Raw genomic sequence first — 21105 nt, forward strand, 5'->3', positions numbered from 1 at the left:
ATGCAAATGAGAAAAAGCTCTCTAGCGGTATGTGTTTTGGTAATACTGGGTTTGTTAGCCTTGTATCTGCCTACGTATTCCAATCTTGCCAGTAAGCTTTGGAGTACTGATGAGCAGGCCCATGGCCCCATTATTATTATGGTGGTTGCGTACTTGATTTGGTTGCGTCGTGATTTTTTCAAAGACCCATGGAAAAACGTTAAGCGCCAGCCGCTGTTGGGCTTTCTCTTCATTATTCCCGGTTTGTTCTTCTATGTTTTAGGGCGTTCCCAGGATATCTGGCTGTTTGATGTGGGTTCGCAAATTCCTGTGCTATTGGGTTTGTTACTACTACTTTATGGCACTCGTGGCGCTAAAACCTTTTGGTTTCCGCTATTTTTCTTATTCTTCATGATTCCGCTTCCAGGCGCGATTATTGATGCTGTCACCATGCCAATGAAGATCTCCGTATCTTACGTTGCGGAATACATCTTGTATGGTATCGGCTACCCTATAGCGCGTAGTGGCGTAATACTACAAATTGGTCAGTATCAGCTATTAGTTGCGGATGCTTGTGCTGGGTTGCATACCCTGATGTCATTAGAAGCACTTGGGCTTTTGTATTTGAATATTGTGCGTAGTGACTCTGTATTCCGAAACGTTACCCTGGCCATTTTGATTGTGCCTATATCATTTACCGCTAATGTCATTAGGGTCATGACATTAACATTAATCACATATTACTTTGGGGATGCTGCAGGTCAGGGTTTCATGCATGGTTTTGCCGGTATGTTACTGTTTGTCGTAGCGTTGATCTTGATCTTGTGGGTTGATACCTTCCTGAGTTTTCTTGAGCGTAAATGGCGCACACCTAAAAGCCAGTCGGGTATTGCCAAATGAATAAATTAATCATCCAAGTTGTTATTGTTTTTATTGCTATGGTGAGCGCATCTATAGCTTCAACAATATTACGTCCTACACATAAGATAGCTAAAGACGGTAATCCAGTTGTTTTGGAAACTTTGATACCCAAGCAATTTGCAGACTGGCATGAGATTGAACTTGGTGGGGCTAACATTGTTAATCCTCAGCAAAAAGAAGAAATTGAGCGAATTTACTCCCAGACGCTTTCACGCACTTACATGAATGACAAGGGCGAATACGTCATGTTGTCCATAGCATATGGTGAAGATCAGAGCGATGCCAATCAGCTACACCTGCCTGATGTTTGTTACCCCGCGCAAGGGTTTCAAGTGAAAAGCTCAAGCAAAGATGCTATTGCTACCGAGTTTGGATCTATACCGGTCAAGAGATTGTTTACAGTTTTAGGTACCAGGTCGGAGCCGCTGACTTACTGGACTACCGTGGGTGACAAGGTGGCTATCGGTGGTAAAGCGGTTAAACTTGAGCAACTCAAATATGGCTTTGATGGCAAAATTCCTGATGGCATGATTTTCCGTGTGTCGACGATTACGCCAGATCAGCAATACGGTTTTGATGTCCAGCAGCGCTTTATTCAGGACATTGTCGCCGCCCTCAATCCTCAAGATAGGCGAAAAGTAGCTGGTTTGCATGCCGGGACTGAGTAGTGCTGGATATTCGCGTGTCTCTGCGCCAGCTGCTGCTTGTCGCCTTATTAATGACCTTCAACAGAGCTCACGCCTGGTGCGGAGATCCAGCTCTGTCATGCGCAATTACGAGGGATGTCACAACAATTGAGATCTCCCGTGGCTCTGTCAAGCATGTCTTGCCCACTGACCGTAAACTCAGCAACTTTCTAGGTGTTCATTCTCTGTTTGGGGGAGTGCTACATGCATTCTATGCCGATACCCCCTCCGCAGTTTCACAAGAGGCAATAGAGCTGCTGTATAACACAGGAGTTGGCGCAATAGGCTATGACGGCGGGGTGAACGAAATAGATTGGCGAGAGTATCAAGGCGCTATCTTAGAACGGTCAAAACAAAACTTAGCACCTTGGCTTGACCCTGTTAGTTGTATCTTTGGTATACAGGAGTACAGGGTATTTAATGAGCATTTGCAATTAAAAAGCACTTGGCATATTGCAAATGTGGTCGGTTTTGAACGTAGTGTAAAAGACTCATCCTGGAGCGCCAAGGTCGTTGCAGCAAAAAGCCTACCTGTAGCACGTGCAATAGATCATGCTGACTCAAGTACCAAGTTGGTCTTGCCTTCTTTGGCTGAGTTTAAATCAGAGATCATCAAGGCATGATGATGCCATTACATGGGGTGCATTGATTGAACGCATATATGGAAGTGAGTATTAAGTATGGCTAAGCCACTAAGCCGGGTAAAAACCAATATTAATCTTACCAGTGCCTTGCTGTTATGGCTGGGGGCAATTGTTCTCTCGGCTATTTTTGGGCTGACGTTAGCATTCGGTATTTACCCATTAACCATTGGTTTCTTTGTGCTGATTGCTGGTGCAATCTTGGTTGTAAAGCCCCTGGCTGGCACATGGGTCGTGATCATAGGTGCTTTGGTGTTTTCTGGGTTGATTGATCTCTATCTTCCTGGCTTGCAACCCATAAAGTGGGCACTTGCTGGTTTATCTATGGCCGTTGCATTAATCGCCTATGTCTTTTCAAGCAACTCCCATAAGACTGGGAGCAATAAATTAGCCCCATCCGGATCATTAATATTCTGGTTGTGGACATTTTTTGCTTATGTGATTTTGCTTTCCTTATTTAATTGGCATGGTTTTGCCAAGTTTGTCACTAGTTTCAAAGGCTACTTTCAAGTGTGGGGACTATTGATCGCCCTGTATTACTTAATGAGCAAAGAAGCAGACTCGAAGCGGATTGTTAAATTCATATTGATATTAGGCATTGTTCAATTGCCATTTGTATTCCATCAATTCTTTGTTCTAATTCCGCAACGTACTTCAGAAGAGTTGGCCTTGAGGGGGGTGGTGGCAGCCGATGTGGTTGCAGGTACCTTCGGTGGCAGTATGACTGGCGGCGGGCGAAGTTCATCTCTCGCCTTGCTGTGTGCCTTAGGCATTACACTCGCACTCTCGCACTACCGGGAACATATTTGGAAGCTTAAAACCGTAGTGTTGTTTTTAAGTATTTTTATGGTGCCTATGTTTTTCAGTGAGGCGAAATTATTCATTGTATTGCTACCAGTGGCTTTATTCCTGCTTTACAAGGACAAGTTATTCGAAGATCCATTGAAATTTATATTTGGTGCCATTGGTGTTGTAGTTCTATTGGCTAGCATATTCTTTGCATATTCCCTAATCCCAGGTGCAGATTCTCAACAACACTTGTCCTTACAAGATATGTGGGACAGCAATGTTTCATATAACTTTGGGGATAGAGGTTATGGAAATCTATTGCTTAACAGAACTACTGTATATGCATTCTGGATTGAGGAGAATTTCAGGCTGAGTGAGATATTACATATTTTGTTTGGCTACGGTGCGGGGGAAACCCAGGGCGGGGTGTTGCTGAATGAGGGCTCAGAGTTGCTACGAAAATACCCAGGCTATGGTATCAGTTTGACAGGAATATCTACCATTCTATGGGAGCTGGGTTTGTTTGGGTTTTTCATAATCGCCATGGTGTTTATCTCTGCATACAAGATGGGCGGGAAGCTATTAAAGGATAGTCAATATCCACTCAGCAAGCCCATGATAAATACAGCCAGGATATCGGTAGTGCTATTTGTCATTAGTATGCTGCACAATAGCTATTTTTTCTTTGATCTTAGTTATCAATCATTATTTGTATTGGTGTTCGGGTATCTATTGGTGATGGATAAAATCTCGAGAAAATCGTTGCTGAATAAATCAAAAATATAACATGCGAAAAAATATTAAAATTTATTATTCTGTGCCGGAAGAGTACCCACCATTTAGAGTGGATATTTCAGAGTTATTTGCTCAATCTCTGACGCAAAATGGGTTGGATATAACTTGGTATATGCGAGCGCCGGAAAACTATTCGCCTTCTAATAAGCTCGAATATTTTTCAGCGCCATGTTTTCTACCACCAAGATTAAATAAGTCTGGAATTTTAGCAAAAGTAATCAACAGATTCCTATATTGGACCTTTGATATTTTTTATCTGGCAAAAAGTATGTTTTCAGGCTATGAAATTATTCAGGTAAGAGATAAGTATTTTGCAGCTATTCTGGGTTTGTTGTTTGCAAGACTGACTGCTAATACATTTATTTACTGGTGTTCTTACCCCTACCCTGAGCACACCTTAGACCTTGCTGATAAGGCAAGTGGAATCAAGAAGATTCTTTTAAAGATGCAGGGAAAGTTAGCAGAATTTATTCTGTATAAAATTGTGATCAAACATGCAGATCATACATTTGTTCAAAGTGTGAGAATGCTTGAAGATATACAGAGCATGGGTGTGTGTGCTGAAAAACTAACCCCAGTTCCTATGGGGGTACCCGAGAAAGCATTGAGCTGGGCAAAAGATCAAGAAGTTGATATTTTGCCTAATACAGTGGTGTACGTGGGTACGTTTTCAGTAGTCAGAAGGTTGCACACCATTATTGAAGCCTTTTCTCTGGTTGTTAAAGCCAAGCCAGATGCTATCTTGATGATGGTGGGGGATGGTGATAACCCCAGTGAAAAACAAGCTTTGGTGGATTACGCTCAAGAATTGAATATAGCGCAGAGTGTAATTTTCACAGGTTTTGTACCTATTGAGGAGGCATGGAAGATCGCTGCAAGCGCGGCAGTTTGTCTTTCACCTTATTATCCTACAAAAATATTATCCTCCACCTCACCGACAAAATTGGTGGAGTATCTTGCACTTGGGAGGCCCGTGGTATGTAACAACCACCCTGAGCAATCCAGCATCATCCAAGAAAGTGGAGCTGGGTTGTGCGTGGAGTGGTCTGCCGATGCATTTGCAGAGGCAGTCTTGTATCTTCTTACTCATGCTGAACAGGCTGATGCCATGGGAAAAAAAGGGCCAGCTTGGGTCAAAGCCAATAGGACGTATCCGATTATTTCCAATCAAGTATGGAATAAGTATCAATTATTACTTGAAAGCTACAAATGAGTACACGGTATGGCAATGCCCGAATCAAAAAGGGCTTGATGCATTTTGTCGTCGGTAAAGGCGGCACTGCCTTTGCGGGTGTTTTTGCTGCATTGCTAATTGTCAGAGAATTATCGATTGAAGAGTTTGCACAATATTCGATTCTTATTGCACTAGTGGAGTTGTTAACCGCTGTTTCAGGGTTAGGTTTAGCACATGCTTTGCTTCGATATGTTCCTGAGCTATATCAGAAAAATTATCAGTCTTCGTTAAAAAAATTCGTATATTCAGTTTTATCTATCAGAACTTTTGTATTGGGTATTGCGTTATCTTTCGCATATTTGTTTACTGATAATATTATTGGAAATATCGGATTATCCAGTGCGCTAGCCGCATTTCAGGTTTTTTTGCTAACTGTACTCTTCAGATCCACGGTTTTGTTCCTATCGCAAATCCTCGAATCTACCTTGCATCAAGGGGCTGCCCAGTTGGCATTCTTTATTGCTGCAGCTACGCGAGTAGCCGGTTTGATTTATCTATCTTATCAAGGCGACGTTGATCTATACAGCGTAGTCTGGCTTGAGGTGGTTAGTGATATTTTAAGTTTTATAGTGGTCATAGTTGCTGTTAATTACGTTGTGGCAAAAAATCCAAACGAAACCGAAGTGGCGGCTGAGGACAGTAGCTGGATACGCACTCATCTAAAAAAAATTATGAACTTTGCTGTAGTTGGTTACATTCAGCATTTGGCCATCTTGCCATATGGCGGACACACTAACCGTTTGGTTGGTGGCCATATGCTGAGTTCTACCTCTATGGCCCATTATGGGTTTGCTCAAACAATTTATGAATATATAAAAAGATATCTACCTGCTCAATTGTTAGTGGGTTTAGTTCGACCTGTTGTTGTGGCAAGATATTGTGAGCATAAAGATTTCAGTGTTCCAGCTAAGCTTTGTGAGTTGGTTTTGCAGATCAATTATCTTTTTATTGCTGGATTATTTGTGTTGCTAATTGTTGCTGGAAAAGAAGGACTATCACTATTGTCTGCTGGCAAATATGGATCTGATGCATTCAGCATTGTTGTTGCTTTGTTTTTTGTTCTGGTGCTTGAAACTCAGCGACAACAGCTTGAACTTTTGGTACAAACGGTAGAAAAATATCAGTACTTAATTTACTCCAATTCTCTACTGTCCACTTCTGTTATTGGCGCTATTTTGTTTTTGCCACTCTTTGGACCTATAGCTTTTCCTATGGCTAATGCTGTTGGGCTTTTAGTAGCGAATGCTTGGGTTAGATATCAACTTAAGGCAGAAGGTTTTGCTCAACAAAGAGATTGGTTCCCGATAATAACAATATTAATAATTTCCTTAACATCAATATTCGTTGGAGAGGCGCTGAAAGCTGCGAATGTTGTCTGGTATATATCTGGGTTATCTTCAGGGGTTGTCTTTGGCGTATTAGGGTTTGTTTTGTGCCGTGGCATTATTATTGATTTTATGAGGGATTTTATTGGTGGGTATGATTCAACCCTACCTAATATAGGGAGAAAAGTAGAGGTTAATGAGCCTTGTATTGCTTTTGGCCTGTTATCTTCAAAAAAATCCACTGCTGCTATTTCAGAGATTGCTATCAAAGTATACCCACACACCTTGTATGTGCATCATGACTTCTCAAAGCAACCGGATTTTGAACCAATAGGCTCGAATATTGTTATCCTAAGCTCCCCTGTTTCAACTGCTTGGGGAGATTGGTCTTTAGTCGCAGCTACATTGAAGTTATTGGAAGAGGCCCTAGCTAATCCTAAAGTTACTCATTTCCAATTACTTTCAGAATCATGCCTTCCGGTTAAATCCATCAAGGAATTTGAGCAATATTTGATTGATAGTAAATCCGATGTGATGATGGATTTAATGCAAATTAAAGATGATGAGGCTTTGTTTAGCCATGGATGGAGATATCTGACAACTTCAGCCATAGGTACACGTATATCAAAACGCGCCAGTATGTGGGTTGTGGGAAATAGTACTGAGCATCTGGAAGTCTGCTCTGTAAATTTAAAGTTGGCACATCAACCTAGGAATTTATCGGAGAAAATTACTTCACAGCTTGGTAAGAGTCTCTTAAGGGCAATGTTGTATCTAACGCAAGGAACACGCCGGCGTCAAGGAATTAACGCTATTGGATTGGGGGGGCAATGGTTTGGAGCGAGCCGTCGTGTTTGCTCCTGGATAGTGGAGGCCTCGCACAAGAATAAAAAAATATTAGATTATTTTGCAAAGTGCCAAATACCCGACGAGGCTTATATACACACTTTGTTATTAAATATTAACCCCTCTGGTAATGATTTAGTCTTATCTCCGAGCAATCACGCTTTGTTCTGGCATGGATGCTCGACCGGTCCCGATGTTGTGCAATCTGAAAATGTGGATCAGATTAAAAAGTCTGGTAAATTTTTTGCGCGAAAATTCAGTCTGAAAGTTGACGATCCTACTAGAGCAAGTTTTTCAGTTATAAATAAATGATACCAATCTAAATTTGTAAAAAGGCCAGGATATGCGTGTTGCAATTGCTACAGTATTTAACGAATACTTCAATTATGGATCCTTCTTGCAAGCATTTGCTTTGCAGGAATACATGACTAACCGTGGCATTCAAGTTGATATGTTGTATGCGCCATCATCAACGAGAAAAAAGCGTAAATTGAAAAGTGTAGTTACGAAGAATCCCAAAAGATTATGTTTTAATTTGGTACGTTTTTTTGTTTACACCGTCATTAACCGACAATTGAATAGTGTACGTTGGCCGACTACTGCCAAGTATGATGCCATCATTGCTGGAAGTGATGAAATCTGGAATTTAAAGAATGCTACATTCGATCATTTACCCATTTACTTTGGGCAAGGGGTAGATGCAGTCAAGCGCATATCATATGCGCCTAGTACCAACGGGATGGAGGAGGCTGATTTTGCGAGCCTAGAGTTTGAAAAGTCCGCACTGAAAAAGATTGATTCACTGTCTGCGCGTGATCAAAGAACGGTTGACTTGATTAAAAAGGTGACAGCGAGGGAGGTTGTAGAAGTATTAGATCCTACATTTCTACTCGATTGGACAAAATATGAAAAAGTAAATACTCCTAATTGTAAATATATATTAGTTTATTGCTACGACCTGACTCCGGAGCGTTTAACTATGCTCCAGTCATTAGCGAAAAAGCTAGATGTGGAAAAAATAATAAGCATAGGTCATTTTAGTGCTGTTGGTGTCGATGTAGTAATGAGTGATCCATTTGAATTTTTAGGATATATAAAAAACGCTACTGCTGTAGTGTCTGATTCTTTTCATGGCACCATCTTGTCAATCCAATACCGTAAGCAGTTCTGCAGCTTTGTGGGCAAGAATTATAAGGTGGATTATGCTTTGAAGTCTTTAGGACTAGAAGCAAGAAATGCTAATTATTATTCTGATATTGTAGATATTTTTTCTCAAGAAATAGATTATAAAAAAGTTGACGAAATTCTTAATGTAAGAAAAAAAATCTCATTTGACTTCCTTAATCGTTCACTTAATATTCAATGATCAATAATCTTCAGCATCAGCCTTCAGGTTCTATAGGCACTATTCAATCCGTGATCGAGGGAGGGTATTGTATTGGTTGTGGTTCATGCACGGCGGTACAAGATTCACCAGTTAAAGTTGTATTAAATGAGGTTGGCAAGTTTCAGGCAATATTACCTGCCAAAATTACCTCTGCTTCACTTAACGATCAACTGGCCAAGGTTTGCCCGTTTTCTGGCGCGGGTGCCAATGAGGATGAGATAGGCAGTGAGTTATTTGGTGATCATGCCCAGCACGATGACAGATTAGGATTTTGGCAGGAGCTATATGTCGGCCATGTTGATGAAGAAGAGTACCGGATCAATGGTAGCTCGGGTGGAATCGTCAGCTGGACAATATGTGAGCTGCTGGCCAAAGGTGAAATTGATGGAGTTCTTCATGTTGTACCAACAACTTATTCATCTGGTTCCGAGGTCATGTTTCATTATGGAGTTTCAACCTCTTCGGATGAAGTAAGAAGTCGCGCAAAAAGCCGATATTACGGCGTAGAAATGAGTAAGGTGCTGGAGTATGTGAAACAGCACCCTGGCCGATATCTGGTTGTAGGTGTTCCTTGCTTTATTAAGTCGATCAGATTGTTATCTACGCAAGATCCTATTTTCGCTGAAAATATTAAATTCACAATTGCAATTTTATGCGGCCATCTCAAAAGCATTGCTTATCTTGAATATATCGCCTGGCAGTTGGGTGTGAGTTTAAACGAGATTGAGCGTTTTGATTTCCGCTATAAAATGCCCAACAACCCCGCTACCAGTTACGCTGTAGAAATTGTTAGTAATAAAGATAATAGCGAAAAGACACAATCGGCAATCATGAGTAATTTGCGTGGTGGCGATTGGGGCCTTGGTTTGTTCAAATATGGTGCATGTGATTATTGTGATGATGTGATGGGTGAAACTGCTGACCTGGCGGCTGGCGATGCCTGGATTGAGCCATATAAGCATGAGTCTTTTGGGACCAGCGTTGTAATCGTCAGAAATAAAGTACTGCACAAATTCATGGAAGCGGCTAGAGAAGCTAATCGATTGCGCCTAACTACTGTTACTCCAGATGTCGCCGCTGAAACGCAACTGGCTAGCTTCAGGCATAGAAGGTCTGGTCTGGCGTATAGATTGTATCTGAAACAAGAGGGTGGTGTTTGGGCACCTCCGAAACGGGTAACTCCCCAGTTTAAGCATTTGTCCAAAAAATATAGAAAAATATTTAAGCTGCGGGCTGAATTGGTTGCTATTAGTGATGCTGCTTATATTAAAGCTATCAAGTTGGGTGGCTTAGAGCATTACTGGGGTTTGATTGCTCCCTATGCGAAAAAGTATCATAGGATTTATCATCCATTGTGGATTGCTATTCCAAGAAAGATATGGAGAATTATTTTGAAGAGAATCAAAAAATAACTCCTGATTTATTATTTCATTGCACATTCAAATCTATTGATCTTGTCAGTCTCGAGAATCTCTTTTTATGCCAAATCTGTTGAGTGTTAATAATTACCATTATCGCAGAGGTGGCTCTGATGTAGTTTACTTAGATCATGCTGCTTTGATGGAAGACCTGGGGTGGAATAATGCATTCTTCTCCATGCATCATCCGAAAAACTTTGCAACACCATGGGAAAACTATTTTGTCGATGAGTTGGAGTTTGGAAACTCCTATGGGGTTGTAGACAAAGCCATTATGGCCTCTAAGGTAATTTATTCTTTTGAGGCACAAAAAAAACTAAAGAAGTTGTTGCAGGATTATCCTGCTGATGTAGCTCACCTGCACTGTATTTACCACCATCTATCCCCTGCTATTTTGCCTACGCTACATGAACATGGCGTACCAATTATCATGACCGCTCATGATCTCAAGATCGCTTGTCCGGCTTATAAAATGCTTAATGAGACCGGAATATGCGAGAAATGCAAGGATGGAAATTTTTTAAATGTGATTAAACACAAATGCCTACGCAATTCTTTAGGCCCAAGTGTAATTGTGGCTTTGGAAAGTACGCTGCATCACAAGTTGAATACATACAAGAAGTACTTAAGTAAAATTGCTGTACCTAGCCGCTTTTTCATGAACAAGTTTGTAGAGTGGGGTTGGCCTGAAGATAGGTTTACTTATATTCCTAATTACGTTGACTCATCCCTGTTTACTCCTGAATATTCACCTGGAGATTATTTCCTCTATTTTGGCCGCCTGGCGCCAGAAAAAGGTGTGGAGACGTTGCTTAAATCAGTGAAAAAATCAGGCGTGAAACTTAAGGTTGCCGGTACTGGGCCTGAAGAAGCTAAATTACATGCCCTGCAAAATGAGCTACAAGCTGATGTAGAGTTTTTGGGCTATCAGTCTGGTGAAGCATTACATACGCTTATCAAGGAATCAAAGGCAATAGTTTTACCTTCGGAGTGGTATGAAAATGCTCCTATGAGCTTGCTAGAGAGTATGGCTTTTGGTAAGCCTCTTGTGGTGGCCAATATTGGTGGCATTCCTGAAATGATTGAGCCTGGTGAAACTGGCTGGATGTTTACCAGCGGTGATGTTGATGAGTTGGCAAATTTGCTTACTAGCATAGATGGTACTGCAGACGATAAGTTGTTGACCTATGGCAAAGCCAGTAGGGCCTTGGTTGAAGAAAGATTTAACCGCGATAACTACGTCAATTCAATGCAGAATTTATACGCAAGTGTTGGAGTCAGGGTCTAATGAAAAAAAATACGGTAAGAATTTTGGGTACTCGTGGCGTACCAGCGGCCCATGGTGGTTTTGAAACATTTGCGGAGCACCTGGCATTGTATCTGGTTAACAAGGGCTGGGAGGTCATTGTCTATTGTCAGGTTGGTGGTGAGGGGCCTATCTTTGAGGACAGCTGGCAAGGCGTGAAGCGTGTCAATATTCCGGTAAAAACTTCGGGTGCCGCAGGGACAATCATTTTTGATTTGAAGTCTACCCTGCATACAGCCAAGACCAAAGATCTGGTTTTGACTCTAGGCTATAACACGGCTATTTTTTGCCTGATTTATCGCCTACGCGGTATCACCAACCTGATCAATATGGATGGGATTGAGTGGCATAGGCAAAAATGGGGAAAAGTAGCCAAATTCTGGTTCTGGTTGAATGATTGGGCTGGTTCGTGGTTAGGTAATCACCTGATCGCTGATCATCCGGAAATTGCACGTCATTTAGAGACTAGAGTACATGCAGAAAAAATTACTACTATTCCCTATGGTGCGGACAAGGTTACAACAGCTAAGCTTGATTACTTAGAAAAGTATGGTTTGCAAGCTGGCAAATATGCCATTTTGATTGCCCGCGCAGAGCCAGAGAATTCAATTTTAGAGGTTGTGAAGGCGTGGTCTAGTGCCCGTCGTAATGCAAAACTTGTAGTTTTGGGTAAATATGCAGCAGAACATGCTTATCAACAGCGTGTAAAAGCCGTTGCCTCTGATGAAGTGATATTTCCTGGTGCAATTTACGAAAAGCCTGCAGTGGAGTCTTTACGCTATTTTTCCATGGCCTATATCCATGGGCATCAGGTGGGAGGCACAAATCCTTCATTGGTTGAGGCGTTGGCTGCGGGAAATCCTGTGCTAGCTCATGACAACAAATTTAATCGTTGGGTGGCTGGTGATGGCGCAGCTTATTTTGCCAATGAAGATGAGTGTGCACAAAGAATTAGCGAGCTCCTTGCGACTAGCTCAACCTTGGGGACCATGCGAAGTGCTAGCTACAAACGCCATGATGAAAGTTTTACATGGACAGCTGTGCTTGGAGATTACGAAAAATTATTACTAAAATTCCTTTAAGTTTTTAAGGAGCGTGCCGTTAATGATGGATAGCAATAAGTCCTTGTCTTGGAGATCCTGATTGTGAAAAACTTATCACTGTTGTTTTCTATAGGATTATTCTTTTGCACTGCGATCACGGTTAATGCTGAAGTTTATAAAACAACCAATGGCGATGGAACTGTAAGTTATTCTGATAGCCCAAGTCAAAACTCTACCAGAGTCAATGTGTTGACTTCCCCTGCTGGCGGCTTAAATAAACAATCGAGTAAGGCAACTTCACCGGTAGGTAGCGCGCATGACGGTGAAGTTAACTTACCATCTGCTAATGATGTAAAGCCAGCGACATCTCCTTCGCCTGCCAGGACGACGGGTAGTAACCAGTCCAAGACTGCAAGCACTAGTGGTAGTGGCTCTTCCGGCGCAGTGGGCAGTGCTAGTACTCAGGGAAGCGGCGGCAGCAGCTCATCCTCAGGCTCTACAGCCAAGGCAGCTACAACAACGGCTGCAACCACCACCACAGGTAACACCACCACAGGTAACACCACCACAGGTAACACCACCACAGGTAACACCACCACAGGTAACACTAGTAACCAACAAACAAGCTTACTTAAAATACTAACAGCGTTAAGTATTTTGAAGAAAGATATGACTACTGAGAATGAGGCAATGCCTGCAGCCAGTGATCAATATGCTTGGGCTTATAAGCCGACAATGGTGATGGGTGCTAATCCTACCGCATCAGGGATACCAAAATGGTATCCGGGAAAACGGTTTGCGGTATGGGACAGGGTTTTGGGCTGGATTACGGTTTATAGAGAAAAAGGTGCCCCTGCACCGGTAAACACACGAATAGCTTTCAAAGATTTATCGCTCTACTATTTTTCAAAGGCGCAAAAAAAATGGATATTGTTAGAGAGTTTGCCAAATATCGAAGAGGATCATCGTGGCGAAGCTAATACCGAGGGCACTAATATTAGAGTTCCTTATGACGTTAGGTTAGAAAAGGACGGGTTCAAATCATACAAATTCCCTGCAGGTTCTTGGTTTCACACCTATGGCTATATGCATAGGTTTGATATCAATGACTTCGGTGGCTTGTATTATAGATTTGACTTTAAGCTTGTACTTGATAATCCGGCTGGCCCCAATACGTTAAATACGGATAAATTAGTTGTGCAAGCGGGGGCGGATTACTACCCGGTTGAATACCCAAAAGAGTCTCTTGGAGCGTCTTATAACCCTGGGGTAGGTACGGGTAGGTTCTTGCGTGCTGGCCCACAATGGAGAACCGCAACTTTCACTCTCATGACCCCGGATTACAAGATTGATGAGAACCCACCCAATGTTGATAATTTCTATGAGTAGATTGATTTTTAAGGGAAATATTAATATAAAACTTCTTTAAGAAGTTTGTGGTGGTCGAGTTGATTGCATAAAAATGCCCGGTAAAATTTATCGGGCATTTTCATTTATATCGCAGGGCTATGTAATCTTCAGTGCATGGGTTAGTGGTCTTGCTGAAAAATATTAGTGGGTCGTCTCGGGTTTTGAGGTGAGGGGATTGGGCCATGACGAAGTCAAGCAAGTTTTACCCGAGGTGCGCGGGTGTGCCGTACGCATAGTGCAAGAGCACCGAGGCGAGTATCCATCACTATGGGCCGCTATTAAATCCATAGCCCACCAGGATTGGTGGTATACCGCAGGCATTAAACGAATGGGGCAAGCGTGCTGAGGTTTGATACAGATGCGCGCGAAGGTGTTACGACCAGCGTAGCGGATGCAGGAGCTGCGCCGAACCAACGAGATACTGAAGCTGGTCAGCGCGTTTTTCGCCTAGGTGGAGTTCGCCACGCTCGAGTGGGGATTATATTATGGTTTAATCACCATCGCCTGCTCGAATCCAACAGGTATATCCCGCCAGCAGAAGCTGAGGCAAGCTACTATCGGCTACTTGCCAATCAGGCCTCTGTTGTGGTGACTTAGCTTAAACTAAACAGCCTTCTCAAAAACCGTGGCGATTCAGTTTATACAATTATTAATCTTAATTAATTACAAAATTGGCGCAGCATTTAGTGTGTCTGGTAAGCAATCGGATTTTACTATTTGCGCTGGATTGCCTAACACAATCGATCTCGCTGGTATATTTTCAGTAACGAATGCACCTCCTGCTATCCTACTTCCCTCACCAATTGTAATGCCCCCTACAATGATTGCATTTGGTCCAATCCATACGTTATCTTGAATGATTGGATATTCCGTTATTCTTGTGCCATTTTTTTGAATTTTATCTTTTTGACCAATTGTTACACCATGAAAAATAGTAACATTATTACCTATAGAAGCTTCCTGATTAATTACTATGCCCCAGCCATGTAGCAATGCAATTCCTCCTCCAATTTTAGTTCTCCAAGATATATCCATAGTTGCACTATGTGCAGTAAATCGATGGAAAGCTTGAAAAAATGGTAAAGCGAATCGTAGTTTTTTGGATTGATGAATGTATTGACAGGCTCTTATCGTAAAAATTACTCTGAAAGTTCTTCTTGTAACTAAAGCTTTAATTAAATATTTCAATGAATATTGCCCATAAAGTCTGTAAGTGTCTGCTTTTAAAAGTTTCACGGCATTCATTTCTTATATTCCGTATTGTTTAATCAGGAATTGATTTGGCAATTTGAACATTATTTATAATGAGCTAATGGCCATTTTTCGTTTATATGTAAAGTATTATTTTTGTAACTTTTTAATGATTTTTTCTAAAGATGATTGCCAGTGCTCTAGTTCAACATCAAAAATTTCATTGATTTTAATTGTCTCTAGTTGTGAATTAAGAGGTCTGTGAGCTGCCGTTGGGTAATCCTTTGTTTCTATCGCAATAATGGAGCTAGGTGTTGCCAGAAGTGGTTGTAACGTGGTGGGGGTAGATATTTTTTTATACTGAGTCACAATCTCTTGGGCAAACCCATGCCAGCTAGTTTCTCCAGCATTCACCAAATGATAAATCCCATTTTTACTATGATCCCATTTTTGTAGCGCATCTATTGTTGCATCTGCAATGGAATCGCTGGAGGTGGGTGCACCAAACTGATCTGCTACTATATTTAAACTGTCGCGTTCTGCGGCCAGTCTTAATATCGTGCGCAGAAAATTCTTGCCGTAAGCCCCATAAACCCAGCTGGTTCTGAATATCAAATGAGCGGCTCCCACCGCTTGAATAGCTTTTTCGCCCGCTAATTTGCTAGCTCCGTATACGCTGAGTGGATTAGTCTCATCAGTTTCTACATAGGGGCTGGTTTTTTTGCCGTCAAATACATAATCCGTAGAGTAATGTACTAATAAGGCACCTAGCTTGGCCGCTTCTTCAGCAAACACGCCAGGCGCGATGCCATTGATCGCATGTGCAAGCTCTGGTTCTGATTCGGCCTTGTCCACAGCGGTATATGCCGCTGGATTGATAATCAAATCAGGCTTTATCCGCTGTACTACCTCACGAATAGCTTCTGGGTTAGTGAGGTCGAGTTGCCCGCGGTCTAAAGCGATGACTTCACCCAATACGCTTAATTTAGGATAAAGGGCATGCCCCACTTGACCATTGATGCCTGTGAGTAGGATTTTATTGAATTTTGTCATTATGCAAACAGGTCTGCCTGACCGATGCCCAGTCCCTGTTGGTCCTTGGCTGATAGCTGTGGAGGTGTGCCAATTTCAGGCCACTGTATGTTGATCTCTGCATCGTTCCAGATAATGCAGCGTTCATGCGCTGGGGCATAGAAGTCTGTAGTCTTGTAGAGAAACTCTGCAGTGTCGGACAAGACAAGAAAACCATGGGCAAACCCTGGGGGTACCCACATCTGTTTTTTATTCTCGCCCGACAGGTGTTGACCTACCCATTGTCCAAATGTGGGGGAGGAGCGACGAATGTCCACAGCTACATCAAAGACTTCACCGCTGACAACCCGCACCAATTTGCCCTGTGCTTGTTGTACTTGATAATGCAGGCCTCTCAATACGCCTTTGCTGGATTTTGAATGATTGTCCTGCACAAACTCATAGTGCTTGCCTGTCGCTTGTTCGAAGACATTCTGATTGAAGCTTTCAAAGAAAAAGCCTCTGTCATCGCCAAAAACCTTGGGCTCGAAAACAATGACATCAGGGATGTTGGTTGCAACAACGTTCATTAAAATACCTTTTCTTTCAACATGCGTATCAAATACTGACCATAGCCATTTTTCAGATAAGGCTGGGCAATTCTTTCAATATCGGCAGCACTGATATAGCCTTTTCTGTAGGCAATTTCCTCTGGGCAGGCAATTTTCAAGCCCTGGCGCTTTTCTATCGTTTCTATAAACAGGGAAGCCTCAAGCAAGGATTCATGCGTGCCAGTGTCCAGCCATGCATGGCCGCGCCCCATGAGCTCTACGTTCAGTGCGCCACGCGCCAGATAGGTCTTGTTGACATCTGTAATTTCGAGTTCGCCACGGGGGGATGGTTTGAGGTTGGCTGCTATGTCGGCAACTTGGTTGTCGTAGAAGTACAAGCCAGTCACGGCATAGCGGGATTTGGGGTGTTGTGGTTTTTCCTCCAGGCTGATGGCCTGGCCTGCGTCGTTGAATTCAACCACACCATATCGCTCGGGATCATGAACCGGGTAAGCAAATACCGTAGCGCCTTCCTGGCGCTGATCTGCATGTACCAGATCATGGGCCAGGTCATGCCCGTAGAAAATATTGTCACCTAGCACGAGTGCGCTGGGGTCATTGCCTATGAAGTCCTTGCCTATGATGAATGCCTGCGCCAAGCCATCGGGCGAGGCTTGCACGGCATAGCGCAAGTTAAGTCCCCACTGACTGCCATCCCCCAGCAGTTGTTCAAAGCGCGGGGTATCCTGCGGGGTGGAGATCAGCAGAATGTCGCGTATCCCTGCCAGCATCAATGTGCTCAGGGGGTAGTAAATCATGGGTTTGTCGTAAACCGGCAGCAATTGCTTGGAGACGGCCTGGGTGACGGGGTAAAGACGTGTGCCTGACCCTCCGGCGAGAATAATGCCCTTTCTCATGCTGTTCTCCCTGTGTATTGCTTGCTGACCCAGTTGCGATATTCACCGCTGGTCACATTGCTTACCCATGCCTGGTTTTGCAGGTACCACTCTACAGTTTTGCGTATGCCGGTTTCGAAAGTCTCGGCAGGTTTCCAGCCCAATTCGCGTTCCAGTTTGGAGGCATCAATCGCATAGCGCCTGTCGTGACCTGGCCTGTCCGTCACAAAGGTGATTTGCTCTTCATAGCGTTTGCCATCCGTGCGGGGTTGCAGTTCATTGAGGATGTCACACAGGATGTGTATGACGTCGAGGTTGGCTTTTTCATTCCAGCCACCGACGTTGTAGGTTTCACCCAGCTTGCCTGCCTCCAGAACGCGACGAATTGCACTGCAGTGATCCTTGACGAAGAGCCAGTCACGAATTTGCTGGCCATCACCGTAGATAGGCAAGGGCTTGCCAGCCAAGGCGTTGAGTAGGCACAGCGGAATCAGCTTTTCTGGGAAATGGTAAGGGCCGTAGTTGTTGGAGCAATTTGTGGTGAGTACTGGCAAACCATAAGTGTGGTGATAGGCCCGGACCAGATGGTCAGACGCTGCCTTGGAGGCTGAATATGGGCTGTTCGGCGCATAAGGCGTTGTTTCGGTGAATGCTGGATCGGTAGGACCCAGAGTGCCATACACTTCATCGGTGGAAACATGCAGGAAGCGGAATTGCGGGTTTTCTTTCTCTGTCGGGTTAGCCGCTACCAGAGCATTCCAGTAAGCGCGTACTTCTTCCAGTAAATGGAATGTGCCGACCACATTGGTTTGGATGAAGTCTTCAGGGCCATGAATAGAGCGGTCAACATGGCTTTCGGCTGCAAAGTTGATGATGGCGCGCGGTTTGTGTTCTGCAAGAAGTTTTGCGAGCAGCGCACGATCACCGATATCGCCATGCACGAAGATGTGGTTGGGGTTACCCTCGATATCCTTGAGGTTTTCCAGATTGCCAGCATAGGTGAGTTTGTCGAGAGTAATGACTGTGCCAAGCCCTGCCTTGATCCAGTCCAGTACGAAATTACCACCGATAAAACCTGCGCCACCAGTGACTAGGATAGTGTTATTCAGAGTTGTCAATTCTATTGCTCACTTTATTAGATTTTGCAGAAAGCGCCTTGCTGTCGCTATTATGCGGGTGAAATGTTGCATAAACGTATCATAAAATTGATACTAATAATGGCTTAACATAAAAGCCAAAGTGCAATTAGTACTATAACCGGCAAGTAGGCTCAATAGGGTATTCGAACTAATCTAAGGGAATAGGTGGAATGATTTTAGTAACAGGTGGCACAGGCTATATAGGCTCTCACGCATGTGTGGAGTTAATTAATGCCGGGTATGAGGTGGTAGTGCTGGATAATTTCAGTAATAGTCAGGCTCACATTATTGATCGTATCAAGCAGATTGCAGGCAAGGCGCCGGTGTTGGTTGAGGGAGATGTGCGGGATGAAGCTTTGCTACGCGATTTGTTTACCAAGCATGCTTTTGAGGCCGTGATGCACTTTGCAGGCTTGAAGGCGGTGGGGGAGTCGGTCACACATCCCTTGTGGTATTACGACAATAATGTGGCCGGCAGCGTCACCTTGCTGCGTGTCATGCAGGATTTCAATGTCAAACAGTTTGTCTTTAGCTCTTCTGCAACGGTGTATGGCGACCCTGCCAGTGTGCCTATTCGCGAGGGCTTCCCCTTGTCTGCGACCAACCCTTATGGGGCGAGCAAACTCATGGTGGAGGATATTCTGCGCGACTTATCAGCCTCTGACTCGAGCTGGCGGATTGCCATTCTGCGATATTTCAATCCTGTCGGGGCGCACGAGAGTGGCCTGATTGGCGAAAACCCGAATGGCATCCCGAATAACCTCATGCCTTATATCACCCAGGTGGCACAGGGGCAGCGCGAGTTTCTCTCGGTGTTTGGCAGTGATTACCCCACGGTCGATGGCACCGGGGTGCGTGATTACATTCATGTCGTTGATTTGGTGATCGGCCACTTGCGTGCCCTAGAAAGGCTGGGCAAGGAAACCGGTGTCTTCACCTGCAATCTTGGTACCGGCCAGGGCTATAGTGTGTTGCAGATCGTCAAGGCATTTGAGAGTGCCAGCGGCAAGGTCGTGCCTTATCAATTGGTCTCTCGTCGTCCAGGGGATGTTGCGGCTAGTTACACGGATCCTGCCTATGCTGAACAATCATTGAATTGGAAAGCTACTCGTGGAATCCATCAGATGTGTGTGGATAGTTGGCGCTGGCAGCAAAACCTTGCTAACCAAAAGACGTGATGTTTTCGATGTAACCAAATAACAGGGATATCTGCAGACTCTGAGCTTTGCTTGGTGTGATGCATTTCTAAGCGGCACATGTTGTTTGTGGTGCAGGGTTTGCGAGATGAAGCAATAGGTGCAATTTAACTTTATGATTTAATTGAATTTTAATATTTTCGGTATTTGGCCTGGTTATTGCTTATGTCCTCTTGTCTTAACTTTGATGGGAGATTAAGTGATGAGACGCTATGTAATAATGAAGTGGGTGGTGGGTGTCTTGATGCTGGTCATGATGACAGCGGTCAATGCAGCCACCAAGGTTGATGAGGTCGGCTATCTTTACGCCGATAGCGGCTTGCCTAGTGATGCCGTCTTTTCTCACAGCCTTGATGCGGGTGTTTATGAGTTGTCTTTGCTGGATTATGCTTTCCCGGTGACATTTGTTGATGGCAGTTTTGGCATCAGTATCTACAAGGGAGCGTCGCTCATCAGCACGTTCTATGGTTCTGGTACTTTCCTTTTGCCTGAGTTGACCACGGGCTCTTACCTGTTCAGTGTGTTTGGTGATGCCAACAATGGTTTTGGTGTGGGGTCTTTTGGTTTCACGGTGTCTCCAGTGCCTGAAGCCGATACCTGGGCATTGTTGTGCGTTGGTCTTGGGTTGTTGGTGGCTTATACATCACGTCGCAGGACTCCGTCTATTTCTGAGAAAGCATAAAGGGATGCAGATCATGAAAAAATTCTTGAATATGTTACGAAGCCTGCTCATCATCGCCGCATTCTCTGGTAGTGTTGCTGCTCAGGCAGCGCCAGTGTTTGAGGTGGATTCAGCAACCACGTTACCGGGGATATACAAGTACAACATTGGTTTGCTAGCAGGGGATTATTCCTTGTCATTGACTGATGTTAACAGTAGCTTTTCCTGGCTAGGTGTGACTCTGGGGCAGGGTGCGACGCAGCTTGGTACTTTGAGCTTGTTGGGGGCAATTGATAGCGGCGTATTTAATTTTTCCGTAGCTAGCGATGGTATCTATACTGCTTTGTTGTATGCGCGAGGAGGTGTAGGGCCAACTAACTTGGTGATTACCGCAGTGCCAGAGCCTGAGGTGGCTGCCATGTTGATGGTGGGCTTGGGTTTAGTGGCTTTGGGCGCACGTCGTAGACGCAAGCTGTCATAGCGTCTGACATCCAGTCATTGTAAGATTCATGGGAGCTTAGGCTCCCATTTTTATTTGTATGATCCCAGCAGGTATTTAAGTTAAAAAACGGATAAAAGCGAACGTGCGATATTTCTTAGTGCTCTGTTGTGTGTTTCAAGCTCTTTGTGTTTGGGCTGGGGAAGCGATTTCTCTGCGAACACCTAACAAGGATGGATAC

The 21105-nt window shown here is 43.7% G+C and carries 19 protein-coding genes and 2 pseudogenes; 16 read left to right on the forward strand and 5 right to left on the reverse strand.

Going from position 1 to position 21105, the window contains the following annotated elements; genetic code table 11:
* The 13 genes and pseudogenes from xrtB to LG202_RS01730 all read left to right on the forward strand — a co-directional run.
* Positions 1-879: an exosortase B gene (xrtB, locus tag LG202_RS01670; protein WP_230346695.1), complete on the forward strand. Its 879-nt coding sequence runs from the start codon at positions 1-3 to the stop codon at positions 877-879.
* Entirely contained in the window at positions 876-1568 is a 693-nt protein-coding gene (epsI, locus tag LG202_RS01675) for an exosortase-associated protein EpsI, B-type (protein WP_230346696.1), read from the forward strand. The genes xrtB and epsI overlap by 4 nt, the downstream gene beginning before the upstream one ends.
* Entirely contained in the window at positions 1568-2209 is a 642-nt protein-coding gene (locus LG202_RS01680; RefSeq protein WP_230346697.1) for a hypothetical protein, read from the forward strand. Before epsI ends, LG202_RS01680 begins: the two co-directional genes overlap by 1 nt.
* A 57-nt stretch (positions 2210-2266) precedes the next feature.
* Positions 2267-3802 (forward strand): hypothetical protein, encoded by a 1536-nt coding sequence (locus LG202_RS01685; RefSeq protein ID WP_230346698.1) that lies wholly within the window; start codon positions 2267-2269, stop codon positions 3800-3802.
* 1 nt (position 3803) lies between these two features.
* Positions 3804-5024, forward strand: a complete 1221-nt coding sequence (locus tag LG202_RS01690; protein ID WP_230346699.1) for a glycosyltransferase family 4 protein — start codon at positions 3804-3806, stop codon at positions 5022-5024.
* A gap of 38 nt (positions 5025-5062) precedes the next feature.
* Positions 5063-7528 carry a beta-1,6-N-acetylglucosaminyltransferase gene (locus tag LG202_RS01695; protein WP_230346700.1) on the forward strand — a complete coding sequence of 822 codons (2466 nt, stop codon included), beginning with the start codon at positions 5063-5065 and terminating at the stop codon, positions 7526-7528.
* 31 nt (positions 7529-7559) lie between these two features.
* Positions 7560-8582, forward strand: coding sequence for a polysaccharide pyruvyl transferase family protein (locus tag LG202_RS01700; RefSeq protein ID WP_230346701.1), 1023 nt, complete (start codon positions 7560-7562; stop codon positions 8580-8582).
* A complete protein-coding gene (locus LG202_RS01705; RefSeq protein WP_230346702.1) occupies positions 8579-10015 on the forward strand; it encodes a Coenzyme F420 hydrogenase/dehydrogenase, beta subunit C-terminal domain in 1437 nt (478 codons plus the stop codon). The genes LG202_RS01700 and LG202_RS01705 overlap by 4 nt, the downstream gene beginning before the upstream one ends.
* Before the next feature lie 67 nt (positions 10016-10082).
* Positions 10083-11309 carry a glycosyltransferase family 4 protein gene (locus tag LG202_RS01710; RefSeq protein WP_230346703.1) on the forward strand — a complete coding sequence of 409 codons (1227 nt, stop codon included), beginning with the start codon at positions 10083-10085 and terminating at the stop codon, positions 11307-11309.
* On the forward strand, positions 11309-12409 hold the full coding sequence (locus LG202_RS01715; RefSeq protein ID WP_230346704.1) for a DUF1972 domain-containing protein: 1101 nt from the start codon (positions 11309-11311) through the stop codon (positions 12407-12409). The genes LG202_RS01710 and LG202_RS01715 overlap by 1 nt, the downstream gene beginning before the upstream one ends.
* Before the next feature lie 48 nt (positions 12410-12457).
* Positions 12458-13759 (forward strand): DUF4124 domain-containing protein, encoded by a 1302-nt coding sequence (locus LG202_RS01720; RefSeq protein ID WP_459724250.1) that lies wholly within the window; start codon positions 12458-12460, stop codon positions 13757-13759.
* Between the two features lie 203 nt (positions 13760-13962).
* Positions 13963-14225, forward strand: a pseudogene (locus LG202_RS01725) (IS3 family transposase); the annotation flags it as partial.
* 6 nt (positions 14226-14231) lie between these two features.
* Positions 14232-14377, forward strand: a pseudogene (locus LG202_RS01730) (IS3 family transposase); the annotation flags it as partial.
* Between the two features lie 66 nt (positions 14378-14443).
* Here LG202_RS01730 and LG202_RS01735 read toward each other — a convergent pair.
* The 5 genes from LG202_RS01735 to rfbB all read right to left on the reverse strand — a co-directional run bounded on the left by LG202_RS01735 (position 14444) and on the right by rfbB (position 18538).
* Positions 14444-15025 (reverse strand): serine O-acetyltransferase, encoded by a 582-nt coding sequence (locus tag LG202_RS01735; protein WP_230346706.1) that lies wholly within the window; start codon positions 15023-15025, stop codon positions 14444-14446.
* A 96-nt stretch (positions 15026-15121) separates the two neighbouring features.
* The gene (rfbD, locus tag LG202_RS01740) at positions 15122-16024 is read right to left on the reverse strand and encodes a dTDP-4-dehydrorhamnose reductase (protein ID WP_230346707.1); all 903 of its coding nucleotides are present in this window, start codon (positions 16022-16024) and stop codon (positions 15122-15124) included.
* Positions 16024-16572, reverse strand: a complete 549-nt coding sequence (gene rfbC, locus LG202_RS01745; RefSeq protein ID WP_230346708.1) for a dTDP-4-dehydrorhamnose 3,5-epimerase — start codon at positions 16570-16572, stop codon at positions 16024-16026. Before rfbC ends, rfbD begins: the two co-directional genes overlap by 1 nt.
* Entirely contained in the window at positions 16572-17450 is an 879-nt protein-coding gene (gene rfbA / locus LG202_RS01750; RefSeq protein WP_230346709.1) for a glucose-1-phosphate thymidylyltransferase RfbA, read from the reverse strand. Before rfbA ends, rfbC begins: the two co-directional genes overlap by 1 nt.
* Positions 17447-18538 carry a dTDP-glucose 4,6-dehydratase gene (gene rfbB, locus LG202_RS01755; protein WP_230348015.1) on the reverse strand — a complete coding sequence of 364 codons (1092 nt, stop codon included), beginning with the start codon at positions 18536-18538 and terminating at the stop codon, positions 17447-17449. The genes rfbA and rfbB overlap by 4 nt, the downstream gene beginning before the upstream one ends.
* A gap of 200 nt (positions 18539-18738) precedes the next feature.
* On the opposite strand from rfbB, the gene galE reads away from it, so the two are divergent.
* The 3 genes from galE (at position 18739) to LG202_RS01770 (ending at position 20906) form a co-directional block, all read left to right on the forward strand.
* Positions 18739-19746, forward strand: coding sequence for a UDP-glucose 4-epimerase GalE (gene galE, locus LG202_RS01760; protein WP_230346710.1), 1008 nt, complete (start codon positions 18739-18741; stop codon positions 19744-19746).
* Between the two features lie 238 nt (positions 19747-19984).
* Positions 19985-20446: a PEP-CTERM sorting domain-containing protein gene (locus LG202_RS01765; RefSeq protein WP_230346711.1), complete on the forward strand. Its 462-nt coding sequence runs from the start codon at positions 19985-19987 to the stop codon at positions 20444-20446.
* Between the two features lie 13 nt (positions 20447-20459).
* The gene (locus LG202_RS01770; protein ID WP_230346712.1) at positions 20460-20906 is read left to right on the forward strand and encodes a PEP-CTERM sorting domain-containing protein; all 447 of its coding nucleotides are present in this window, start codon (positions 20460-20462) and stop codon (positions 20904-20906) included.
* Positions 20907-21105: the final 199 nt, after the last annotated feature.

It is taken from the genome of Methylobacillus methanolivorans (genome assembly GCF_054588515.1).

Excerpts from the sequence above, each read along its gene's own strand:
- LG202_RS01700 (WP_230346701.1), top strand. The coding sequence starts at position 7,560 with ATGCGTGTTGCAATTGCTACAGTATTTAACGAATACTTCAATTATGGA.
- LG202_RS01715 (WP_230346704.1), top strand. The coding sequence starts at position 11,309 with ATGAAAAAAAATACGGTAAGAATTTTGGGTACTCGTGGCGTACCAGCG.
- galE (WP_230346710.1), top strand. The coding sequence starts at position 18,739 with ATGATTTTAGTAACAGGTGGCACAGGCTATATAGGCTCTCACGCATGT.
- rfbD (WP_230346707.1), bottom strand. The coding sequence starts at position 16,024 with ATGACAAAATTCAATAAAATCCTACTCACAGGCATCAATGGTCAAGTG.
- LG202_RS01685 (WP_230346698.1), top strand. The coding sequence starts at position 2,267 with ATGGCTAAGCCACTAAGCCGGGTAAAAACCAATATTAATCTTACCAGT.
- rfbC (WP_230346708.1), bottom strand. The coding sequence starts at position 16,572 with ATGAACGTTGTTGCAACCAACATCCCTGATGTCATTGTTTTCGAGCCC.
- LG202_RS01705 (WP_230346702.1), top strand. The coding sequence starts at position 8,579 with ATGATCAATAATCTTCAGCATCAGCCTTCAGGTTCTATAGGCACTATT.
- LG202_RS01695 (WP_230346700.1), top strand. The coding sequence starts at position 5,063 with ATGCATTTTGTCGTCGGTAAAGGCGGCACTGCCTTTGCGGGTGTTTTT.
- epsI (WP_230346696.1), top strand. The coding sequence starts at position 876 with ATGAATAAATTAATCATCCAAGTTGTTATTGTTTTTATTGCTATGGTG.
- LG202_RS01765 (WP_230346711.1), top strand. The coding sequence starts at position 19,985 with ATGAAGTGGGTGGTGGGTGTCTTGATGCTGGTCATGATGACAGCGGTC.
- LG202_RS01710 (WP_230346703.1), top strand. The coding sequence starts at position 10,083 with ATGCCAAATCTGTTGAGTGTTAATAATTACCATTATCGCAGAGGTGGC.
- xrtB (WP_230346695.1), top strand. The coding sequence starts at position 1 with ATGCAAATGAGAAAAAGCTCTCTAGCGGTATGTGTTTTGGTAATACTG.
- LG202_RS01690 (WP_230346699.1), top strand. The coding sequence starts at position 3,804 with ATGCGAAAAAATATTAAAATTTATTATTCTGTGCCGGAAGAGTACCCA.
- LG202_RS01735 (WP_230346706.1), bottom strand. The coding sequence starts at position 15,025 with ATGAATGCCGTGAAACTTTTAAAAGCAGACACTTACAGACTTTATGGG.
- LG202_RS01770 (WP_230346712.1), top strand. The coding sequence starts at position 20,460 with ATGAAAAAATTCTTGAATATGTTACGAAGCCTGCTCATCATCGCCGCA.
- rfbA (WP_230346709.1), bottom strand. The coding sequence starts at position 17,450 with ATGAGAAAGGGCATTATTCTCGCCGGAGGGTCAGGCACACGTCTTTAC.